The 23,954-nt window shown below is 43.3% G+C and carries 11 protein-coding genes; 8 read left to right on the top strand and 3 right to left on the bottom strand.

Going from position 1 to position 23,954, the window contains the following annotated elements:
* Window positions 1-34: 34 nt before the first annotated feature.
* Window positions 35-1,624 carry an ATP-binding protein gene (locus B2Z67_RS00635; protein WP_291527879.1) on the bottom strand — a complete coding sequence of 530 codons (1,590 nt, stop codon included), beginning with the start codon at window positions 1,622-1,624 and terminating at the stop codon, window positions 35-37.
* Between the two features lie 423 nt (window positions 1,625-2,047).
* On the opposite strand from B2Z67_RS00635, the gene B2Z67_RS00630 reads away from it, so the two are divergent.
* From B2Z67_RS00630 to B2Z67_RS00595, 8 genes are all read left to right on the top strand, one after another.
* The gene (locus B2Z67_RS00630) at window positions 2,048-3,247 is read left to right on the top strand and encodes a glycoside hydrolase family 76 protein (RefSeq protein ID WP_291527882.1); all 1,200 of its coding nucleotides are present in this window, start codon (window positions 2,048-2,050) and stop codon (window positions 3,245-3,247) included.
* A 31-nt stretch (window positions 3,248-3,278) separates the two neighbouring features.
* The gene (locus tag B2Z67_RS00625; RefSeq protein WP_291527878.1) at window positions 3,279-4,745 is read left to right on the top strand and encodes a glycoside hydrolase family 125 protein; all 1,467 of its coding nucleotides are present in this window, start codon (window positions 3,279-3,281) and stop codon (window positions 4,743-4,745) included.
* Between the two features lie 8 nt (window positions 4,746-4,753).
* Complete coding sequence (locus B2Z67_RS00620) at window positions 4,754-5,887, top strand: glycoside hydrolase family 88/105 protein (protein WP_414630764.1); 1,134 nt, start codon at window positions 4,754-4,756, stop codon at window positions 5,885-5,887.
* A gap of 21 nt (window positions 5,888-5,908) precedes the next feature.
* Window positions 5,909-7,855: a glycoside hydrolase family 97 protein gene (locus B2Z67_RS00615; RefSeq protein ID WP_414630763.1), complete on the top strand. Its 1,947-nt coding sequence runs from the start codon at window positions 5,909-5,911 to the stop codon at window positions 7,853-7,855.
* Window positions 7,856-7,863: 8 nt separating this feature from the next.
* Window positions 7,864-9,792: a hypothetical protein gene (locus B2Z67_RS00610; protein WP_291527876.1), complete on the top strand. Its 1,929-nt coding sequence runs from the start codon at window positions 7,864-7,866 to the stop codon at window positions 9,790-9,792.
* A gap of 151 nt (window positions 9,793-9,943) precedes the next feature.
* Window positions 9,944-12,979 carry a SusC/RagA family TonB-linked outer membrane protein gene (locus tag B2Z67_RS00605; RefSeq protein WP_291527875.1) on the top strand — a complete coding sequence of 1,012 codons (3,036 nt, stop codon included), beginning with the start codon at window positions 9,944-9,946 and terminating at the stop codon, window positions 12,977-12,979.
* 29 nt (window positions 12,980-13,008) lie between these two features.
* A complete protein-coding gene (locus B2Z67_RS00600; RefSeq protein WP_291527874.1) occupies window positions 13,009-14,817 on the top strand; it encodes a RagB/SusD family nutrient uptake outer membrane protein in 1,809 nt (602 codons plus the stop codon).
* 280 nt (window positions 14,818-15,097) lie between these two features.
* Entirely contained in the window at window positions 15,098-19,150 is a 4,053-nt protein-coding gene (locus B2Z67_RS00595; protein WP_291527873.1) for a hybrid sensor histidine kinase/response regulator transcription factor, read from the top strand.
* Here B2Z67_RS00595 and mutS read toward each other — a convergent pair.
* Window positions 19,125-21,740, bottom strand: a complete 2,616-nt coding sequence (gene mutS / locus B2Z67_RS00590; RefSeq protein WP_291527872.1) for a DNA mismatch repair protein MutS — start codon at window positions 21,738-21,740, stop codon at window positions 19,125-19,127. The genes B2Z67_RS00595 and mutS overlap by 26 nt on opposite strands.
* Window positions 21,741-22,180: 440 nt before the next feature.
* A complete protein-coding gene (locus B2Z67_RS00585; protein WP_291527880.1) occupies window positions 22,181-22,699 on the bottom strand; it encodes a methylated-DNA--[protein]-cysteine S-methyltransferase in 519 nt (172 codons plus the stop codon).
* Window positions 22,700-23,954 lie beyond the last annotated feature (1,255 nt).

The following is a 23,954-nucleotide window of genomic DNA, read 5'->3' as shown; positions in this document are numbered from 1 at the left end:
CTAATTATGAACAGCTACTTATAGTCTGCATTATTCACAGTGCATGAGTTAGAGGAGTTATCACTTCCTTCCATTCCTCCACCGTCCTCGTCTCGGACGAGAAGTTCACACCGATGCAGATCACCTTGCGCTTATCTCCGAGATAAGGCTTGGCATAATTCTTTTCTTCAATCTGACGGAGCGCTTCGTCAGCCGAGCCATTGAGTTTGAACTCGAAAATGTAAACGTAATCTTTCAGTTCGATGATGCAGTCCACGCGACCCAGCGCTTGGCGCTTCTCGTTGATAAGACGGCAATTGCTTTCTCCTATCAGGCGCAGGATAAGGTAAAACGTATATTGGAAGTATTTCTCTGTGGCATCCGGAGTCCTTACGGAATCATGGCTGTCGTAGGCGATGCTCAACAGAAATGCCGTGAGCGAATCGCGGAACGCTTCCGTGTCGCCGTCTTCCAGAAGCATGAGGGAATCAATGACCCACGAAGAGATATTGCCGTCTTTCGGCCTCAGATAGTCATTGGCTATCATGGTGAGGAACCCTTGCCGCACCTCGTTGTTGGGAAAGTCCAGCAGATAAATGTTGTGGCGCAGGTCGTAATCCTTGATAGTGAGGTAGCCGCTCTGGTAAATCATGGGAAGAGGTTTCTCCACGTTGCCCTTGTAATCTACGAACATGGCAGGGATATAATATTTCCCGGTCAGTTCATTAATCTGCTCGTTGTTGTGCTTCAGCAACTTCTCCAGATAAGTGGGCGTGCCCGTGGCGTACCAGAAATCGGAGATTCTTGTTTGGTCGAAGGCATTGAGCAGACTGAACGGATTGTAGATACCAGTCATACCACTGCTGAAATGATAGCCGTCATACTGCTGCTTGAGCATGTCCTTCATCTCTTCTACGGAGCACTCGTACCTTTCTGCCAATGCGGTTATCGGTTCGGCGAAATAATCTTCCATCTCCTGCTGCGTGATGCCGCAGAGTGTTTCATAACGACGATCCATGCTGATGTCATTCGGCTGGTTGAAGCCGCTGAATACGCTCACTTGCGAAAACTTGGTCACCCCCGTCAATAGCACGAACTGCAAGAAGGCGTCCGCACTCTTGAAGGTGGAATAGAGACCTTTCAAGGTATCGCGGTTAACGGCTTCCTGCGGCGTATCGAGGACATCAAGGATGGGTTTGTCATACTCGTCTATCAGTACCACGGCACGGCGGCCGGTTTGCTTCCACGCCCTTTCGAGAACGCCTTTGAAACGGTCGCCGGTGGTACGATCCAGCGGATCCTTGCCGTAAACCACTTCCCATTTGGAGATATAGGTCTCTATCTTGTCTTCCAGCACTCCCTCTCTGGCAAATACTTCGCCATTGAAATCCATCTTGAATACAGGATATTCCAACCAATCCTGTTCCATCTTGGCGATAGCGAGTCCCTCAAATAGTTCCTTTCGCCCGCTGAAATAAGCTTCAAGCGTACTCACCAGCAAACTCTTTCCGAAACGGCGGGGGCGACTCAGGAAGTAAACTTTCCCGGTAGTGACCAATTGATAAACCAAGGCAGTTTTGTCCACATATACATAGTCGTTTTCACGAATCTCACTGAACGTCTGTATTCCGATAGGGTATTTCATAATTCATTCCTTTCCTTTTTTAGTTTACCTTTCCCTGCGAATGTAGTCCATTTCAATGAATTTCACAAACAACAGCAACATTTTCAGTTTCCACTTTGAATATCCGGTGCAATTCCTCTTCTTAAGGAATAGCCCCTTATGCTTCTGTGGGCTGTTCCTCTTCTTTTTATTGTTTTGTGACATATCTATCTGCATTTATGCCATAGCCCGCATCCATACACTAATGTCACAAAATCATATATCTCTTTCCACATTTGCGCATACCTTTGCAAACAGAAGAAATTTCATTTGCCCCCTTGACTAAAGAATAGGTAAGAAAGATTAAGAACAGGAAAACAGAAACAGGTAGTCGGAACTACTACCTGTTTCTTTAAAAGAGAAAAAAGAAAAACATAATTAATATAACAATCCAGACCAAGAATGATGAATTCAAAACAAGCGCTTTTCAATTTATTAATGTGCGTACTGGCAATAACAAGTTGTGACACGCAAAAACAAGGCCTCGTAGGTAATGAACTTGCTATGATACGAGCCAAGCAAACATTGGATTCTTTATACCGGAATTATTCAGTCTCCGGCACATGCCTGTTGCGCGAAAACTACCCTTCAACCGTTGGTGACCACACAGTAACCTACCTGGCATCTGAAGAACAAAAGAATATGCCTCACTTGTATTCTTATTTATGGCCCTACTCCGGAACCTTTTCAGCCGTGAACGCTTTATTCGAGACAACAAGCGATGCAAGCTATCAATCATTGCTTGATAATAAGGTATTAGTGGGACTGGAAGAATATTTCGATACCCATAGAACTCCCGAAGCCTACGCTTCATATATTAATAGCGCACCGAAATCCGACCGCTTCTACGACGATAATGTCTGGTTAGGCATTGATTTCATCGACATTTACATGCTTACCAAAGAAACAAAATACCTTCAGAAAGCGCAACTCATCTGGAACTTCGTAGAAAGTGGTATGGACAACCATCTGGGAGGCGGTATCTATTGGTGCGAACAAAAGAAAGATTCCAAAAACACTTGCTCAAACGCTCCCGGATCAGTCCTTGCACTGAAACTCTTCAAAGCCACGAAAGACAGCGCATACTTCGTAAAAGGACAACGCCTTTATGAATGGACCAAAGCAAACCTGCAAGACTCTACCGACTATCTGTACTTCGACAACATCGCTCTGGACGGGAAAATAGGTAAAGCCAAATTCGCCTATAACAGTGGGCAGATGATGCAGTCGGCTACCCTACTTTACCAACTGAGCGGTGAAAAGAACTATCTGACCGATGCTCGGAACATCGCTCAGGCATGTCACAACTATTTCTTCATGGACTACGAAACAGAACAAGGCAAAACCATCAAGCTCCTGAAGAAAGGTGATATCTGGTTCACCGCAGTCATGCTCAGAGGTTTTATCGAATTATACCGGACAGACCTGAACAAAATCTATCTGGATTCCTTTAATCAAAGTCTGGATCATGCTTGGGTACATGCACGGGATGAGAAAGGATTATTCAATACCGACCTCAGCGGAAGTACTCACAACAACCGGAAATGGTTGCTGACCCAGGCCGCCATGGTTGAAATGTATGCCCGTCTTGCAGCTGTCAAATAATAAATAAGAATATATTAACACCCTTAAAAACATGAAAAAGAGAAATATCGGTTTATGCGTCGTAGCCTTGTTTTGCATGCATAACAATGCCAAAGCAATGGAAGCCACCTTGAAACAAGACAACACCAAAATTGTGAACCATGCCCAGGTGACTGCCGCTTACAAGACCAACCGCCCTGTCTTAAAAGACAGACTATACGTTTCGAAAGCCGTAGAAGCCGAAATCCTACGGGTAAAGAAACTATTGATTAACCAGAAACTGGCATGGATGTTCGAGAATTGTTTCCCGAATACACTGGACACAACCGTGCATTATCGTTTGCTGGACGGAAAGCCCGACACATTTGTCTATACCGGTGACATTCACGCCATGTGGCTGCGCGACTCAGGCGCACAAGTCTGGCCCTACGTACAACTGGCAAACAAAGACCCTGAACTGAAGAAAATGCTCGAAGGCGTCATCCGCCGCCAGTTCATGTGTATCAACATCGACCCTTATGCCAACGCCTACAACGATGGACCTACAGGCGGTGACTGGATGTCGGACAATACAGATATGAAGCCCGAACTGCACGAACGGAAATGGGAAATAGACTCTCTCTGTTATCCCCTCCGGCTGGCTTATCAATATTGGAAAGAAACCGGTGACGCCAGCGTTTTCGATAAAGCATGGCTCGAAGCTATCACAAACATACTGAAGACATTCAAAGAGCAGCAACGCAAAGACGGTGTCGGCCCTTATAAATTTCAACGCAAGACGGAGCGTGCGCTCGACACGCTGAACAATAATGGTTTAGGCTCTCCCGTCAATCCTGTCGGACTGATTGTTTCCAGTTTCCGCCCTTCGGACGATGCAACAACATTTCAGTTCCTGATTCCATCGAACTTCTTTGCTGTATCCTCTCTAAGGAAAGCTGCGGAAATCCTTTCAATCGTAAATCAAAACAATACTCTGGCTCAGGAATGTACAGCCTTAGCTGACGAAGTAGAAGTTGCCTTGCAGAAACACGCTACCTACAATCACCCGAAATACGGCACAATCTATGCTTTCGAAGTAGATGGTTTCGGCAACCACATGCTGATGGACGATGCTAATGTACCGAGCCTTCTTGCCATGCCCTATCTGGGAGATGTGGATGTAAACGATCCTATTTACCAGAATACCCGCCGCTTCGTATGGAGTCTGGACAATCCGTATTTCTTCAAAGGAAAAGCCGGTGAAGGAATAGGTGGCCCGCACATCGGATATGATATGGTATGGCCCATGAGCATCATGATGAAAGCTTTCACCAGCCAGGATGATCAAGAAATTAAAGAATGCATCAAGATGCTGATGGATACAGATGCAGGAACCGGATTCATGCACGAGTCTTTCCATAAAGACAATCCGGTGAACTTTACCCGCGCCTGGTTTGCCTGGCAGAATACACTATTCGGAGAATTGATTCTGAAGCTGGTGAATGAAGAGAAACTGGAATTATTGAATAATATCAAATAAGAGGAGGAATGAGTATGCGTAAATTGACAATAATAGGCTTGATGGTTTTTATACCTATTTGTATGTCGGCACAAAAGGCTCTTAATCTTAAAAATTGGCCTGAAGGTGCATCCCCTAAAGAAGTAGGCGAATTGGTCAGTAAACGGTTTGTGGAAGTTCCGCATCCCAATTTTAATGGTAATCCGGCTCCCCCCAATGAAATCACTTATCCTGAAACATGCGCTTGGTTTGGAGCTTTGCGCTATGCGGACATAACCCGTAATAAGAAACTGCTCCGGCAACTGGAAGAGCGTTTCTTGCCCATCTTCGGTCCGGAACGTCGTTTACAGCCGCTACCCGACCATGTGGATCATACGGTATTCGGAACGATACCACTGCAACTGTATGCACAGACCGGTAAGGAGATTTATTATCACATGGGGATCTGGTATGCCGATGAGCAATGGAAAATGCCCCGTAATACCAAACATAAAGAACAATATCAGGCTTTATTGGACCAAGGGTTATCTTGGCAGACACGTTATTGGATTGACGACATGTTTATGATTTCCGCCATTCAGTCTCAAGCCTTCTTTGTAACTAAAGACCGTCAATATATAGACCGTGCAGCAAAAGAGATGGTGGCTTATCTCGATAAAATACAACGTCCGAACGGATTATTCTATCATGCAGAGGATGTCCCGTTCTTTTGGGGACGTGGTAATGGATGGATGGCAGCCGGAATGACAGAGCTTCTCGGACTTCTGCCTAAAGATAATCCGAATCGTACCCGTATTTTGGAATCGTATCGAAAAATGATGAACACCTTGCTCGAATACCAGAAAGAAGATGGTTTGTGGGGACAATTGGTAGATGATAAAACAACTTGGACGGAAACATCCGGTTCGGCCATGTTTACCTATGCAATGATAAAAGGCGTAAAACAAGGTTGGTTAGATGAGAATATTTATACTCCGGTAATTCGGAAAGCCTGGATTGCTTTAGTGGGGCATATTGATGAAAAAGGAGATATTGCAGGTGTGTGCGAAGGTACCAATAAGACGAACGATCGCCAGTTCTATTTAAACCGTCGTACTTTATTAGGTAATATGCATGGGCAGGCTCCGGTACTGTGGTGTGTGAATGCGTTTTTGGAAAAGTAACCTTATAATAACAGAGAAACAATGATACATAGATATTTTATGCATGTACTGATAGCACTGTTGTGCATGTACGGAGGAAAAGTTTCTGCCAAGGAAATCAGTGTAGAGTCACCTGACGGTAAACTGAAAGTGAACATTGAATTAAGAGATAAAGTATATTATTCCGTATATTCGGACAATGACTTGCTACTGGATAATTGTTCTTTGACTATGACATTAGGCAATGAAATACTGGGAGAACAACCGAAACTGAGAAGCTTGAAACGCGGTACAATCAATGAAAGCGTCAAACGGGAAATTCCACTGAAAAATGCAATCGTAGAGAACCATTGCAATACTTTACGTATGAATATGGCAGGAAATTATGGCATTGAATTTCGTGTTTTTGATAATGGAATGGCCTATCGTTTTGTTACGGATAAAAAAGGTGACATTGAAGTAAAAGGAGAAGATTTTGTAATCAATTTCCCGGCCGATTATCTGGCTCACATGTCTCAGCCCAATGGCTTTAAAACATCATACGAATATCCATATACACATATACAGACTAAAGAATATAAGTCAACAGACCGCATGACTTATCTGCCTGTACTTTTAGAAACAGATAAGCAATACAAGATATTGATATCGGAAGCTGATTTGCAGGATTATCCGTGTATGTTCCTAAAAAGTACGGGCAATAATGGGATGCAATCACTTTTCCCGAAATGTCCGCTGGAATTTGGTGACGACGGCGACCGTAGCTTAAAAATATTGAAGGAGGCCGATTATATAGCCAGAACTTCCGGTAAAAGGAGTTTCCCATGGCGTTTCTTCGTAATTTCTGATGATGACAGGGATATTATCTCCAATGAGATGGTTTATAACCTTTCTTCTCCTTGTGAACTGGAAGATTATAGTTGGATTAAGCCGGGTCAAGTAAGCTGGGAGTGGTGGCATGATGCTCGTTTGTATGGGGTTGATTTCCGTTCCGGTTACAATATGGATTCCTATAAATATTATATTGATTTCGCTTCTACTTTCGGCATTCCTTATATCATTATGGACGAAGGCTGGGCGAAAAGCACCCGTGACCCATTCACGCCGAATCCTACGATTGATCTACAAGAACTAATTAAATATGGCAAAGAACGCAATGTGAAGATTGTATTGTGGCTGACTTGGTTGACAGTAGAAAATCATTTTGATTTGTTCAAGACATTTGCCGATTGGGGAGTTGCCGGGGTAAAGATAGATTTTATGGATCGTAGCGATCAATGGATGGTGAACTATTACGAGCGTGTTGCCAAAGAAGCTGCTAAATACAAACTATTTGTAGATTTTCATGGTTCATTCAAGCCGGCAGGTTTGGAACGTAGATATCCCAACGTACTTGCCTATGAAGGAGTACTGGGTATGGAGCAAGGCGGCAACTGTAAACCGGCAAATTCTATTTATCTGCCGTTCATGCGCAATGCAGTAGGAGCAATGGATTTTACTCCCGGCTCTATGCTTTCTGCCCAACCGGAAGATAATCGCTCCACCCGTGCCAATGCAATGGGTTCGGGAACCCGTGCTTACCAAATGGCATTGTTTGTAGTGTTTGAGAGTGGTTTGCAGATGTTGGCCGATAATCCGGTGTATTATTACCGGGAACGTCCTTGCACGGAATTCATATCAAGTGTTCCTGTAGTATGGGACGAAACCAAGGTATTGGATGCCAAGGTAGGAGAATATGTAGTTATTGCCCGCCGCAGCGGAAATAAATGGTTTATTGCCGCTATCACCAACAACACAGGACGTGATCTTGAAGTAGATTTAAGTTTCCTGCCGGAAAACAAGAAGTTGCATCTTACTTATTTTGAAGATGGTATCAATGCAGACCGCCAAGCAATGGATTATAAAAAGAAAGAAACAGAAGTTACAAGTTCTACCAAGTTGACGATGAAATTGGTTCGCAACGGTGGTTGGACTGGCGTAATCGAATAAAGAAAAATATGAAATACACAATGTTAACAATGCTGTTGGTGTGGCTATTTACCGCATCGGCACAGACTCGTCAACCCGATGAATATTGGAGTTCTCCTCGTAGCACTTATGAAGAACGTCGTGCGCTATTTTTAGATTACTACTCTGAGAACGGGAGCCAACATCCTCTTTACGGCGTTTTCCGCCAAGCAGCACGTGCCGCTTCCGGACGTCCTTTGGAGATGGATCAAATGAGGAAAGTGATTTCTGTCATTAAATCAAACCGTGACTGCAATGACTTTACGCTCAATTGCCTGCTTCGCATGGTTTATCTGGACAAAAAACAACCTTTCTTCCCGGTGGAGATAAAGGGAGACATTGAAGAATGTATCCTTGACTTTAAATATTGGTGGGACGACGGACGCCGTGATACAACCTACCGTTGCTATCATACGGAAAACCATCAGGCACTTTATCATACTGCGGAACTGCTGGCAGGCCAACTTTATAAAAAGGCGAAGTTTACCAATGGAATGAACGGCAGGCAACATATAGCACACGCTAAAGAAAGATTGATGAAATGGTTGGAATATCGTTTCCGGTTTGGATTTAGCGAATGGATGTCCACGTATTATGAAGTAGAAGTATTGTTGCTGGCCAATTTGTATGATTTTGCCGAGGACAAGGATATTCGTTCCAAAGCAGGTATGGTGCTGGACTTACTTATGTTTGACGTGGCATTGAATAATTACGAAGGCTTCCTTGGCTCGACGAGTGGTCGTAATTATGCTCATTCTATCATCATGGGAGCACACAATACGGCTCCGCTGACGAAATTGGTATTCGGTGTGGGAACTTATGACCGGGATGAAGTAATGGCACCTGTTGCTCTCTCTACCAGTTCGTATCGTTGTCCGGAAGTCATCCGGAAGATTGCAGTAGACTATAAAACTCCCATATTAAACCGCCAACGGGTAAGTATAAACGTAGAAGATGCTCCTAACTATGGCATTTCGTATGATAATGAGTTGGATTGTCACCTCTTTTGGGGCATGCAGGAGTTCATACATCCGATGGCTATCCGTATGTCTAAACAGATTTCAGAGAAATACGATACATGGCCCTATCGGAACTATGATGAATACATCAAGAAATATGATGCACAGATTGCCGAACATGGTAAACTTGTTAATATGTATCTGGATCGCTTTGCACTTTCAGAAGCTAACATAGAAACTTACCGTACTTCGGACTATATGTTGAGTTGTGCACTGGATTACAGGAAAGGCGCACCGGGCTATCAACAGCATATCTGGCAAGCAACACTGGGCAATAAGGCTCTGGTTTATACCAATCACCCCGGAGGGAAGAACCTGCGCTGGTCGCCTAATTATTGGTCCGGTAACGAAATTCTGCCTCGTGCTGCTCAAAGTAAGAATGTGGTAATCTGCATCTATAATATACCTGCCAATCAAAAGAATGATTTTTCTCATGCTTATTTCCCGGTAAAAGCTTTCGACGAAGTACATATTTCCGGTTCCTGGATATTTGGACGTAAAGAGGATGGTTATGTGGCTTTGTATTCAAGAAATGCAGCAGAGTTGAGGGCTGATGACAGAGGGGAAGTATGTGATTTTCTGGCGAAAGGCCGGCAGAATATCTGGATTTGTGAGACAGGTTCAAAATCGCAATGGGGAAGCTTCTCGAAGTTTATAGAAGTTATATCTACTGCATCGGTTCGGAGCGACGATTTGGACATCAGTTATGAATCCCCCTCCGAAGGTTTGGTTTCCTATGGTTGGAGCACTCCCTTCTATGTAAAAGGTAAGGAAATGCCGCTGCGTTGGCAGTATAGATACGATAATCCTTATTGCAAAGCCTTGTTCAATTCAACCTGTATAGAGATAGAAAAGGATGGAGAAAAGATAACATTGGATTACAATAAGACGAAAAAGTGACATTCGGTTAGAGTGATATAATATGAACTACAAATTATCATTAAGAAAAATAAATCATTAATTTAAATTGTATATTATGAAGTTACGAAAAGCACATTTATTATGGATACCTTTAATGGTATGCCTATTTCTCGTGAATAGTGTAAATGTCATGGCAGCCATAGAGCAAGCCATCCATGTGAAAGGACAGGTTGTAGACTCTGCAGGTGAACCTGTAATTGGAGCCAATATTGTAATAAAGGGTACCACTACCGGAGTGATTTCGGATATAAATGGTAATTTCACCATTGATGCTTCGAATAATTCGGTTCTGTTTGTTTCCTTTATCGGGTATAAATCGCAAGAAGTGAAAGTGACAGGGTCTTCCATCAAAATTGTATTGGCAGATGATACTGAGATGCTGGATGAAGTAGTGGTTGTAGGTTACGGTTCTCAAAAGAAATCCGACATAACCGGAGCCATGGTGAACGTAAAGAGCGAAGCGTTACAACAAGCGCCTGTGGGAAACATCGGGGCAGCATTGCAGGGACTTGCTGCCGGTGTGGATGTACAGATGGCAGGTGGAAATACGCACCCGGGGGCTTCTCCGCAGATTCGTGTGCGTGGAGAGCGTTCTCTCCATGGACATAATGATGTTTTGATTGTAGTGGACGGAATTCCATTTTCCGGTGGATTGAATGAAATCAATAACGATGACGTAGAAAGTATCAGCGTCTTAAAGGATGCTTCGGCAACAGCCATTTATGGTTCCCGCGGTGCTAACGGTGTACTCCTAATCACAACGAAACGTGGAAGCAAAGGAAAAATCAACGTTAGCTATAGCGGCTATTATGGTATTACGACAGCTCTGAAAGAATATGACGTAATGAACAGTTCCGAATATATCCAACTAAAAAAATGGGCTACCTACAATGCCAACCCAGCTGCTTATAGTGGAATTGATGATCCGAACCTAATGCGCGTGGGAGACGTCTTCCGTGATCAAGAAGAGATGGAAGGTTATCTGGCGGGAACCGATACGGATTGGCAAAATATGATATTCCGCAACGGTATGACAACAAATCACCAAGTGGCTATCAACGGTGGTAATGACCGCACTACTTACAGTGCCTCTGTAAGCTATTATAAAGGACAGAATAACTACGAGGCACATAACTTTGAACGCATGACAGCCAAGCTTTCTCTGGACACGGAAATAACCAGTTTCTTGAAAGTAGGTCTCTCTACATTGAACACTTACATCATCAATAAGGGACAGGATACTAATCCGATGGAAATGGCTTTGCGTGCTTCTCCTTTCACTACTCCATATAAAGAAGATGGCTCGCTGCGTACTTATCTGCCCGGTAGCGGCCAGAATGTATGGAATCCCTTACTGGATACACAAAACAACAGTGTGGTAGACGACCGTAAAAGTCTGTCAACCTTCACCACCGGTTATATTGACGTGAAATTGCCTTTCGGTATCAAGTATCGTTTCAATGGCGGTATAAATCTGAAATATTATTCAATCGGTCAGTTCCAAGCCACCAATACGACTAAACGCATGGGAGCTCTTGACTGGTCTTTTGGAGAATACCAGCATACCGTAGACTATACATTGGAGAATATCTTGACTTGGGACTACTCTTTCAACAATATTCATAATTTCAACGTGACCGGATTGTTTTCCGCACAAGAGAAGGAGTTGACAAAGAACAATGTGTCCGGCAATGATTATTATGATGACAATATTCAATATTATAATCCTGGACTTGCGCAAGGTAGTGTGACCGGTGGTGGTGGCTATGAAAAATGGAGTTTACTTTCCTATATGGGACGTTTGAACTATAACTATAAAGAAAAGTATCTGCTGACGGCAACAGTGAGATATGATGGTTCATCCCGTTTGGCCGAAGGTAACAAATGGCATGTATTTCCCTCTGTTGCTTTAGGCTGGAACCTGATGCGTGAGAATTTTATGCAGAATGTCAGTGCTGATGTGCTTTCCGGCATGAAACTCAGGCTCAGCTGGGGTAATGTGGGTAGTACGGCTATCAATGCTTATCAGACGATGTCGAGGTTAGATACCGGCAGCAAATACTTATTAGGAACAAATGGTGTGATGGGAGTTCGCCCGAATTCTGTTCCTGATAAGTCGTTAGGATGGGAAAATACCGAAACTTGGAATGTAGGCGTGGACTTCGGCTTTTTGAATAATCGCATTACAGGTACTATCGAATGGTACCAACAGAATACCACAGATTTGTTGTTAGGTGTAAACCTGCCTTCTACTTCAGGCTATTCCAGTTCATATTTGACCAATCGTGGCGCTACCCAGAACCGTGGTTTGGAATTCAATGTGACCACAGTTAATATTGCAGGCAACGGTCAGGATAAACTCTCTTGGTCAACCGATTTGAATATCTTCGGCAATCGTAATAAAATCATGGACCTTGGTGAGGGAGTAGAATTTGATAAAGATGCCGGATTCTTCTTAGGGGAAGACAGATATGTAATCTATTCTCACGAACACGATGGACTGTGGCAGGACACCCCCGAAGACCATGCATTGGCTGAATCGTTCGGCTATGCTACTTCCGGTGCCAATTCAGTGATCGGTACAGTTAAAATTAAAAACCACCATGTCGATTACGAAGAAGATGGCGTAACTCCGAAAGCCAGACAGATAATCAATGAAGATGATAAGGTATTTATCGGACAACGCGCTCCCAAATTTGAAGGAGGTATCAATAACCGTTTTGCATGGAAAGGCTTCGACCTTTCATTCTTATGGACTTTCCGTTATGGTGGAACTATTACATCCGACATGCATAACGGCTGGATGAATACCTTGCAAGGTGGTTACAACAACTTGAATATAGATTATTGGACACCGGATAACACAACAGCCCGTTGGCCGAAACCCACTACCGCTACAGTTTCCAATAAAGGATTGTTAGCCCGTTACGATGGCTCATACCTGAAACTGAGAAACATCACGTTAGGGTATAATATCCCCAAGATATTCCTTTCCAAATTAAATGTACAGTCAGCCCGTGTATATGCCACAGGCTCAAATCTCTACACTTGGTTTAGCAAAGAATACCGTAAAGATGGCGGCATTGATCCGGAGACTACAAGTACTATCAACTTGAAAACTCCCCCTACACGCACATTTGTGTTTGGCTTGAATTTGACTTTCTAAATTAGTAACTGAATAATAGTAGAATGAATATGAAAAAGATATTATCAGCACTTGCCTTGTCATCACTTATATTGTTGACAACCGGTTGTTCCGATTTTCTGGAAGAAGAAAATCACTCGAATGTAATGCAGGATTTCATGGCAACGCCTTCAGGGTTTAGCATGGCTCTGAATTCTGTTTATGCTAATGTTCGCTCCACTTATAGTGCGGAAGAGGGCATTCATGGTCTGATGAATCCGGGAACGGATGAATTGAAGAATAACATAGGAGGAGGTAACCGTTGCTCCGACCTGTCAAACTATGATTTGGAGAAATATAACGCAAACAATGAATATCCGAGGAAGTTGTGGAATGATGCTTACATCCATATCAATACCTTGAATTACATGATTGAAAATGCTGCTAAAGTGGATGTTACAACCACTGTGCTGACTGCTGCACTGCGTGATCAGTACTTGGGTGAAGCTTATTTTATGCGCGCTTACAATTACTTCCATTTGGTGGAGCAGTTTGGTGACGTTACACTGACTACTACCTATAATGCATCCCCAAGCATCTCGGCTGAACGCCATGACATGGTACGTGTTTATGAAGAAGTCATTATACCTGATTTGTTGAATGCTATCAAGTTTTGCTTACCCAGTCCGCAACTCAATAATCTGGAGTCGGGGCGTGCTTCTGCTGCAGCTGCCCGCCATTTACTGTCACGCGTTTATCTGACATTGGGCTGGGTATTCGATAAAGATTCTGCCAATCCTTCTTACAAAGGAAATACACAGACTAAGTACTATAATGCAACCAAGGCTAAAGAATATTATCAGAAAGCCTATGATATGGCAACCGGGCTGATTTCGGATGCTCCTTCTTTGGGACTGAAGCTGATGGACAATTATGCAGATGTTTTTGATGAGGCCAATGACGCCCCTTCCGGCAAAAACAAGGAGGAACTCTTTGTGGCTCGTATGGATTGGGATGATGACAACACTTTTGGCGGACGAAGTACGCTGAACCATTACTTCGTAAATGGCTATGACCAGTATTTGGGTGAACGCAATATTAACGACGGCCGTTGTTACTCTTGGATTAATCCTACCGGTTACACTTATAATGCTTTCAATAACCGTGATAAAGATACACGTTATAAAGCAACCTTCCAAACAGTATGGTATGCTACCAAAACACAAAATGGCGGTGTTTTCAATTATGTCATTGACGGCAAGGACGAAACCTTCAACTGGAACTATACCATTGTTGGCGATACCGCCATGTACTATCCGGGATATTACATGTCTGCAGAAGAAATCAGGGCTAAAACTCAGAATCGTGAAGGTAATCACTATCTGATCTTTACACCTGACGCTTATAATGGACGTGCTATATTTCCCACTATCATGAAGTTTCTGGATAGAACACGAGCCATTCCTAATGACAACACAGATCGCTCTTACATTATTTATCGTTTGGGTGAAACTTATTTGCTGGCTGCTGAGGCTGCTTTCAAATTGAATAACAATGTAAACGCTGCTAAATATATAAATGTAATTAGGGAGCGTGCGCGCGACAAACAAATCGATGAAACAGGTGCACTGGATATCGACCCAAGCGATGTTACGCTTGACTTTATTCTTGAAGAACGTACCCGTGAGTTATTGGGAGAACATTGCCGTTGGGCAGATTTGACTCGTACCGGAACATTGATTGATCGCGTGCGTAAGTATGACGACGGTAAAGCTTATACGAACATTACGGAGGACAGGCATTGGCTACGCCCTATTCCACAACAAATGATTGACCGTGTGACGACTGGCGAACCTTACCCACAGAATCAAGGTTGGTGATAAATTAACGATGGCTGAAAGCATCCCTTCAGGGGATGCTTTCAGTTTTTAACCGTTACTACAATTACAGAAACATTTACCAGCTGCATCATCTCTTCCCACCTGAAAGATTTATCTAAAAGCATATACACATTTACAACATAACACTCCCGCAATGCAGTCATGGCGGTAGAATGAACAAAAAAGTCAGAAAAGTGTTACTCTATTTTCTAGGTATTTCTACAATATCCTACCATTATTCTTTATTTTTGCAATGACCAATTATCCCGATATACAGAATATGAGAAACAGACACTACCTTTTCGGAATTTCATTGCTGATCTGCATCTTATGTTGCTTTTCACATCAGGTTCGTGCATACAGCTTACGACAATTCTCCAATAAGGACGGACTGTCCAACAGTGCTATCCTATCTCTTTATCAAGATTGCCAAGGCGTCATCTGGATTGGTTCGTGCGATGGCTTGAACGTCTTCGACGGCAAAAACCTGCATGTATACAGCCCCGTCAACCCTTCTAACACCTTACTGTCCGGCAATCTGATCAACAGCATCATGGAAACCGAAAAAGACGTATTGTGGATTCAAACCAACTATGGGCTTGACCGATTGGACACCAAGCAGCAAACCTGTCGGAGTTTTGCTGAGTTCAAGGACAAAAACTATATGACCAAAAGTGACGACAATGACCTGTTCATCGTAAAAGATGACGGATACCTCTACTATTTTCAACCGGAGAAACAAGCTTTCCGGAAGCTGGAAGTTCCCCGGATTTCATTCGGGCATGTACTGTCCATCACCGTCGATGCAAACAATATATTATGGGTTTTCACCTCCGACAACGACACTCGCAGCTATCAGATAAACAAGACAGCACACAACGTAACCTTAACCCCCAACAACCTCTTCAAGCACCAGGAAAAGCTATTATGGGCATTCTCGGAAGAACGTTTAGTGTATTTCATTGACGAAACCTATTCACTGTATGAATATGATTTCAACAATCAGCAACAATACTTCATCGCAGATCTCAAAACGGAAATTAAGGCGCGCGGTGAGGTATCTTCTATTATCAAACAGCAAAACGATTACTATATCGGTTTCAAAAGCAGCGGTTTAATTGTACTCAAATACATGTCCGACCAAAAAATCAAATACCGGATACAACCCACTGAGATTCATTCCGGCATCTTCTGCCTGATGAAAGACAAATTCCAGGACATTGTCTGGATAGGAACCGACGGACAAGGAGTATATATGTATTTCAACGACGCTTTTTCCATCACTAATACCTTGCTGGATACCCCCATATACCAGATAAACAATCCAGTACGCACCCTATACTATGACCAGGAGCAGACACTGTGGATAGGTACCAAAGGAGGAGGGATACTGCGCATCCGGAATTATTCTCCGGAAAACAGTGCACCGGAATCTTTCGACCGCATTTCTGTCAGCAACAGCACGCTGACAGACAACTCTGTTTACTGCTTTGCTCCCGGCTCCACGGATAAGTTATGGATAGGTACGGAAAATGGAATCAACTACTATTCGTATAAGAATAAGCAGGTAAAAGAGTTTCCGGTGATAGCCAATGGAGAAAAGCTGAAATATGTACATTCCATTAATGAACTGAATGACTCTACCCTATGGGTTGCCACTGTAGGCGAAGGTATTGTGAAGATTATTCTGGATGGGAACAGTACTTCTCCTACCCTAAAATCAGCCACCAGAATAGTATTGGATGACGGGCGTATGGCTTCCAACTATTTCTTTACCTCTTTCCGGGAGAATGACTCTATTCTGTGGTTTGGCAACCGCGGATATGGAGCTTACAAGCTGAATACCAATACCGGAAAACTAACCCCATATAGCTTCGATGACGTAGTGAACAGCCAGACGGCCAATGATATTTTTGCCATTTACAAGAATGAAAAAGGATACTGGCTGGGAACCGGTTCGGGGTTGCTTCATTTCAATCAGGATAACTCGCACCATCACGACAGGACTGATTTGTTTTTGAACAACACCGTACATGGTATTCTGGAAGACCAGCAAGATAATCTTTGGATCAGTACCAACCAAGGACTGGTAAGATTCAATCCCCAAAGCAATACAGGGCAAACCTACAACCGGGAAAACGGATTGGCCGTTACCGAATTCAGTGACGGCGCCTTCTATCAGGACAAACGGACGGGAACATTGTTTTTTGGCGGAACAAACGGATTTGTTACCGTTAAATCCAACGCATATATTATGGAAGATTATATGCCTCAGATACACCTGAAAGGCTTTACCATCTTCGGAAAAGACCACAATATCCATGATTTCTTCTCAGAAAAGAATGGGACACCGGTACTTCAACTGGATTATAGCCAGAACTTCTTCTGTATCAACTTCATGGCTGTCGACTACATCAACGGCAATAACTATTCCTACTCTTATAAACTGAAGGAAGTAAGCGAACATTGGATAGAGAGCGGAACATCAGCCAGCGCCATGTTTTCCAACCTCTCACCCGGGAAATACACCTTGTTAGTGAAATACAAGAACAATATTAACGGACAAGAGAGTCAGCCTCAGACCCTGTTCATTTACATCACTCCCCCCTGGTATCTGAGTTACTGGGCTTATGGCATTTATTTCATTCTGTTTGCTTCTCTCTGCATCCTGCTGATTTATCTGTTTATCCAAAGCTATCGCCGTAAGCAACACCGTATGATTGAGAAAATGAACCGGGAGAAGAAAGAGGAAATCTACGAATCGAAACTTCGCTTCTTCACTAACATCACGCATGAGTTCTGCACACCCCTAACGCTGATTTATGGTCCGTGTGAGAAGATACTGAGTTACCAGAATGCTGACTCATACGTTCGCAAATACGGGCAAATGATACGGCAGAATACAGAAAGATTGAATAGCCTGATTTTGGAATTACTTGAATTCCGCAGACTGGAAACCGGCAATAAGGCTCTTTCAATCCAGCGGTTACCCGTATCGGATAAGATAAGGAATATAGCAGAATCATTCGGCGAATTAGCGGAAAATCACAATTTGGACTATCGCCTGGACATACAACCCGATGTTTTATGGAACACGGATATCGGTTGTTTAAATAAGATAACCAACAATCTGATATCTAACGCTTTTAAGTATACGCCGCAGAAAGGGACTATCACCGTTGAACTGAAAACAGAAGATAAATGCCTCGCACTCCGTATCTCCAATTCCGGTAAGGGGATAGCCAAAGAGAATCTTGCAAAAATATTCGACCGCTACAAGATACTGGATTCTTTCGAGATGAACGGAACCAATTCACGAAATGGTCTTGGACTTGCTATATGCAAGAGTATGACCAATCTGTTGAATGGACAAATCACTGTTGACAGTGCACCCAACGAGTTAACGACCTTCACAGTGACTTTACCGGAATTAACACTCACAGAACAGGAAAAGCCGCAGGAAGTGTATGAAAACACTACATTGAATACCCGCGAAGAACCCATAGAACTGGAAAAGACTGTTGCGGATTTCGACGCTTCCAAACAAACAATCATGGTCATTGACGATGACCCTTCCATGTTGTGGTTTGTTTCGGAAATATTTGTAGAGAAGTATAATGTATTATCCTTCAGCAGCGCCAGGGAGGCATTAGACAATCTGGACTTAAAGCAACCGGACTTAATCATTTCAGATGTGATGATGCCCGACATCAACGGACTCTCTTTCGCACAACAGATAAAGCAGAATAAATTGTGGAGCCACATACCACTGATTCTATTGTCCGCCCTTCACAATGAGGACGAGCAGGTGAAAGGCATTGAATCAGGGGCAGAAGCTTACGTTACCAAACCTTTCAATGTGAAATACCTGGAGAAGATGGTTTACCGGCTGATAAAGCGAAAATCGGACTTAAAAGAGTATTATAGCTCCATATTCAGTTCCTTCAAGATAGAAAACGGTAAATTCGTACACAAAGAAGACCAAGAGTTCTTGGATAAGGTGATAGAAACTATAGAAAAGAACATTACCAATCCTGACTTATCCGTCGAATTATTGAGCAGTGATTTAGGCTATAGCACCCGCCAATTCTATCGGAAACTAAAACCGATAACCGAGAAGTCACCGTCCGACATCATCAAGGAGTATCGCCTTGCCATGGCAGAACGTTTACTGCTGACCAAGAATTTCACCATTGAAGAGATAATGGACCGGACAGGGTTCAATAACCGGGGCACCTTCTACAAACTGTTCACTTCACGTTTCGGTATGCCGCCGCGGCAGTACAGAGAGCAGCAGAAGGATAAAATCACTTCCCTTTCACAATCCTCTTAATATCATTCAACTTATTCAGCGCCTCCAATGGAGTAAGATTATTCACATCCAGATTTAATATCTCATCGCGTATCTGGCAAAGTATCGGGTCGTCAAGCTGGAAGAAGCTGAGTTGCATACCGCCCCTCGTCTCTCCCACCTCCGCCAATGGTTTGCTTGCAATACCTTGTTGGCGATTATCCGCCTCTAATTGCTTCAGTATATCATTGGAGCGCTTCACGATGCTCTTGGGCATACCCGCCATCTTTGCTACATGAATACCGAAAGAGTGTTCGCTACCTCCGCGTTCCAGCTTACGCAGGAAGATAACCTTGTTATCCACCTCTTTTACGGAAACATTGTAGTTCTTAATACGTTTGAAGCTTTTCTCCATCTCGTTCAATTCATGGTAATGCGTGGCAAACAATGTACGCGCCTTAGCCTTGGGATGCTCATGAATATGCTCCACAATCGCCCAGGCAATGGAAATACCATCATAAGTAGAAGTACCGCGCCCCAACTCGTCAAAAAGCACCAGACTGCGCGAAGACAGATTGTTCAGAATATCAGCCGCCTCATTCATCTCTACCATAAACGTAGACTCTCCGACAGAAATATTATCGCTGGCGCCTACGCGGGTAAATATCTTATCCACCAATCCGATATGTGCGCACTCGGCAGGTACAAAACTACCTATCTGCGCCAGAAGCGTTATCAGCGCCGTCTGCCTCAACAAGGCGGACTTACCCGCCATATTGGGGCCGGTAATGATAATGATTTGCTGTGAACCGCTGTCCAGCATCACATCGTTGGCAATATACTTCTCGCCAATGGGAAGTTGCTTCTCAATAACCGGATGACGCCCCTGGCGGATATCCAGTACATCATTGGCTTCAATTACGGGGCGGATGTAATTATTCTCACGCGCCACGTTGGCAAAAGACAACAGGCAATCCAAACGTGCAATTTGGTTTGCGTTGATTTGAATAGCGGGTATAAATTCGTTCAAAGCCTGCACAAGCTCTGTATAAAGTCTCGTTTCCAGTATCAATATCTTATCCTCAGCCCCCAGGATTTTCTCTTCATATTCTTTTAATTCCTGCGTAATGTAACGTTCGGCATTCGCCAGGGTCTGTTTACGTATCCATTCGGCAGGAACTTTATCCTTATGCGTATTTCGTACTTCGATATAATAACCGAACACGTTGTTATAACCGATTTTGAGGCTGGGGATTTCTGTTAAGTCACTCTCACGCTGTTGTATTTGGAGCAAGTAATCCTTGCCGGAATAAGCCAGTCGGCGCAATTCATCCAATTCGGCGTTGACACCCGGTTTAATGACGCCTCCTTTATTAATCAACAACGGGGGATCATTGCTAATCTCCCTTTCAATGCGGTCACGAATCGATTTACAAATATTCAACTGCTCTCCGATGCGGTTCAAACTGGCATTATCAGCTTCCATACAGGCCTCTTTGATAGGTTCGATAGCTTGCAGGGCTACTTTCAGGGCAACCACTTCACGCGGGGAAACACGCCCTACGGCAACTTTGGAAACGATACGTTCCAAGTCTCCTATCATATACAGTTGTTCTTCAATCAGTTCTTTGAAGTCAGGTTTGCGGAAGAAGTACTCTACAACATTCAAACGCTCGTTAATGGGTTGAACGTCTTTCAACGGGAACACAAGCCAACGCTTGAGCAGACGGGCTCCCATCGGGCTAATGGTCTTGTCTATCACGTTCAGCAAACTGCTGCCGCCATCGTTCATGCTGTCTATCAACTCCAGGCTACGGACGGTAAACTTGTCCAGGCGCACATACTTATCTTCTTCAATTCGCGCCAGTGAAGTGATGTGTCCTATCTGCGTATGCTGCGTCATAATCAGGTATTGCAAGATAGCTCCCGAAGCGATGATACCATTCTTGAGGTGCTCCACACCGAAACCTTTCAGGTTCTTTGTCTCAAAGTGTTTCAACAGTTTCTCACGGGCGGTGGTTTCTGTAAATACCCAATCGTCCAGTTCAAAAGTGAAAAACTTGCTTCCGAAATTCCCTTCGAACATACCGCGCTTACCACGTTCAAAAAGCACTTCTTTAGGGGCAAAGTTATTCAACAGCTTATCTACATAGTCAAAAGGACCTTCTGCTGTGAGAAATTCACCGGTAGAAATATCGAGGAAAGCTACCCCGCATGCTCCTTTACCGAAGTGTACGGCAGCCAGGAAGTTATTCTCCCGGTAATTCAATATATTGTCGTTGATAGAAACGCCGGGCGTCACCAGTTCCGTAATACCCCGTTTCACTAACTTCTTGGTCAGTTTGGGGTCTTCCAGCTGGTCGCAGATAGCCACACGCTTACCTGCACGAACCAACTTCGGCAGATATGTATCCAATGCATGGTGCGGGAAACCAGCCATTTCGATGGTCTTTTCTTTTCCATTGGCGCGCTTCGTGAGGGTTATCCCCAGAATCTCGGACGCAATAATGGCATCGGTGGAATAAGTTTCATAGAAGTCGCCGCAACGAAACAGCATAACGGCATCCGGATGCTTGGCTTTCAAATCCAGGAACTGTTTCATCATCGGGGTGAGAACAATATCTTCGCTCATGTGGGTTTATCTTTATCGAACACAGAGACACAGAGACACGGAGATACAGAGATACAGAGTTTCTCTTTTAACTCTTATTATTAGTTTACTAAAGAATTCTGTATCTCCGTGTCTCTGCGTTCACTATTAACTGCATTCATTATTAATGAGACAAAGATAATTCTTTTTTAGAAAACAACTACGGAGAAGCTCCAAATCCTTAGCAAGCCTTAACAAAGGGGGATTATCTATTAAAACATGTTATAAAACACACTCTTTTATTTGTTTTATTTGGATATCTCCCAAAAGTCCGTACCTTTGCAATGTGTTTTTCATAGTATTAGATTTAAGGTTAACAAAGGTTGGAGTACAGCGGTACTCCTTTTTTTATGTCTATACGTCAGCAGCACTGTTCTGCGCAGGCTCAATACTATTCACCTGCTTATAATAACAACTTCAGCTTACAATAACAACTTCTCGTTCGATTCCAACTCCAACAACATCTTCTTCACCGGAAGTCCACCACCATATCCCACCAGTTTGTGATTACTCCCAATGACCCGATGACAAGGCACAAGTACGGAAATAGCATTTGCACCATTGGCGGAGGCAATGGCGCGGACGGCTTTAGGATTACCTAACCGCCCGGACAGTTCGGCATACGATATCGTCTTTCCATAAGGTATATTCTGCAACTCCCGCCACACTGTTTTTTGGAAATCCGTACCGGTGAAAAGCAACGGGATATCAAACGTTGTTCTTTGACGGGCAAAATATTCGTCCAACCGGATAATAGTTTGCCGGATCGTTTCAGACATTCCCGTTTCATACTGCGCCCGGAGGTTTTTCTGTATTCTCTTATCAATCAATTCCCTACGCCTTCCGTTCTGCCAATCGCACAGACAGAGTTTACCCTCGAATGAACCAAGAATCAATTCACCGCAAGGAGATTGATAAGGCTGTATCCAAACTACTTTCATTTCTTCTTTGTTTTCTTCTTTGTTTTCCATATCATAATCATATTAAAAAGGCGGTAATATAAAATGCGGCAAGTATAACAACTACAAAAATAGGAAATAATATAGTGTAAACACCAGAAGATTCCCGAATATGTATTTTACCTTCATCCTGTGCGGCTGTGGTTGTGCTTCCGGATACCGGCATCAAGGTTCCCATAGAAAGCAATGCCCGGTCGAGGTTAACCGTGATTTCTTTTCCGGTATTTGTTACGAACCTTTTTAGAGGTATTGAACTTCTCTCTCGCGCGCGCGTACGCGTGTGCGCGCATATCCCATGATTTTACATTTTTACTTGCATACCTACACTCACACGCTGTATCGCCTTATTCATCGGTGTTAGAGTAGTGGTGGCAGCAACTTTTTTAGAGTGTATGCAGCTTTTTTACCTACACGGATTCTCGTTATTGCTATAAAGCCTTTTGAGAAACACTTGCGTGGTTCGCACAGAACACTTGTAGTTCGCAAATGTATTGCTTGTGTTCCATAAATGTATTGCTTGTGTTTCGTAAATGCAATACTTGTGTTCCTTAACTGCAATATTTGTATCCCTCAGATTCCTGATTTTGGACTGCACGGGATATAGATGGTTCGCGGACGGGATATATGTGGTGCGTGAACCATCTATATCCCGTGTTTTCACCATCTATATCCCGTTCGCGAACCGCATATAGGCGGTGTAAGTACCATCTATATGCGGTGAAAACACATGATTTGGGGGGTATGACTGACTTGCATTATTCATAATGGCAAAGCTAAAGCCTCGGAATTCATCTCGTGAGACTATAAAATTCATCTCACGGGACGAAGAAATTCATCTCGTGAGATGAAAAAATCCGTCTCGTGGGACAAATTTTATAGTCTCATGAGACAGATTTCACAGCCTCACGAACTTATCACGGTCAACAGAATTGCCTTTATATAATATACTTACCCCGCTTAAATAAGATTTTGGTGCGATTGCCCCAATTATTTTACGCCAATTCTTGCCAATACAACTCGTTACTTTTGAGTAGGTTAATTATTTATTTGATGAGGTGTCAAAAAAAACACGACTTATCATTAGCATTATTCAAAATTTATTTTTATATTTGCGATATTACAGTTCGGTGTCAGACGTGTTAACAGGAAGTGGTTTGTTTATTCCACATTTATTAGAGTTGTAGAGTTTTGTTGCTCAATACAGTATGAATTGTGTACATACAAAACAATAGATACC

This window comes from Bacteroides sp. UBA939 (assembly GCF_002293435.1).
Lineage (GTDB): Bacteria > Bacteroidota > Bacteroidia > Bacteroidales > Bacteroidaceae > Bacteroides.
The sequence above is the reverse complement of the archived record's forward strand: the minus strand, read 5'-3'. Positions and strand labels throughout refer to the sequence as shown.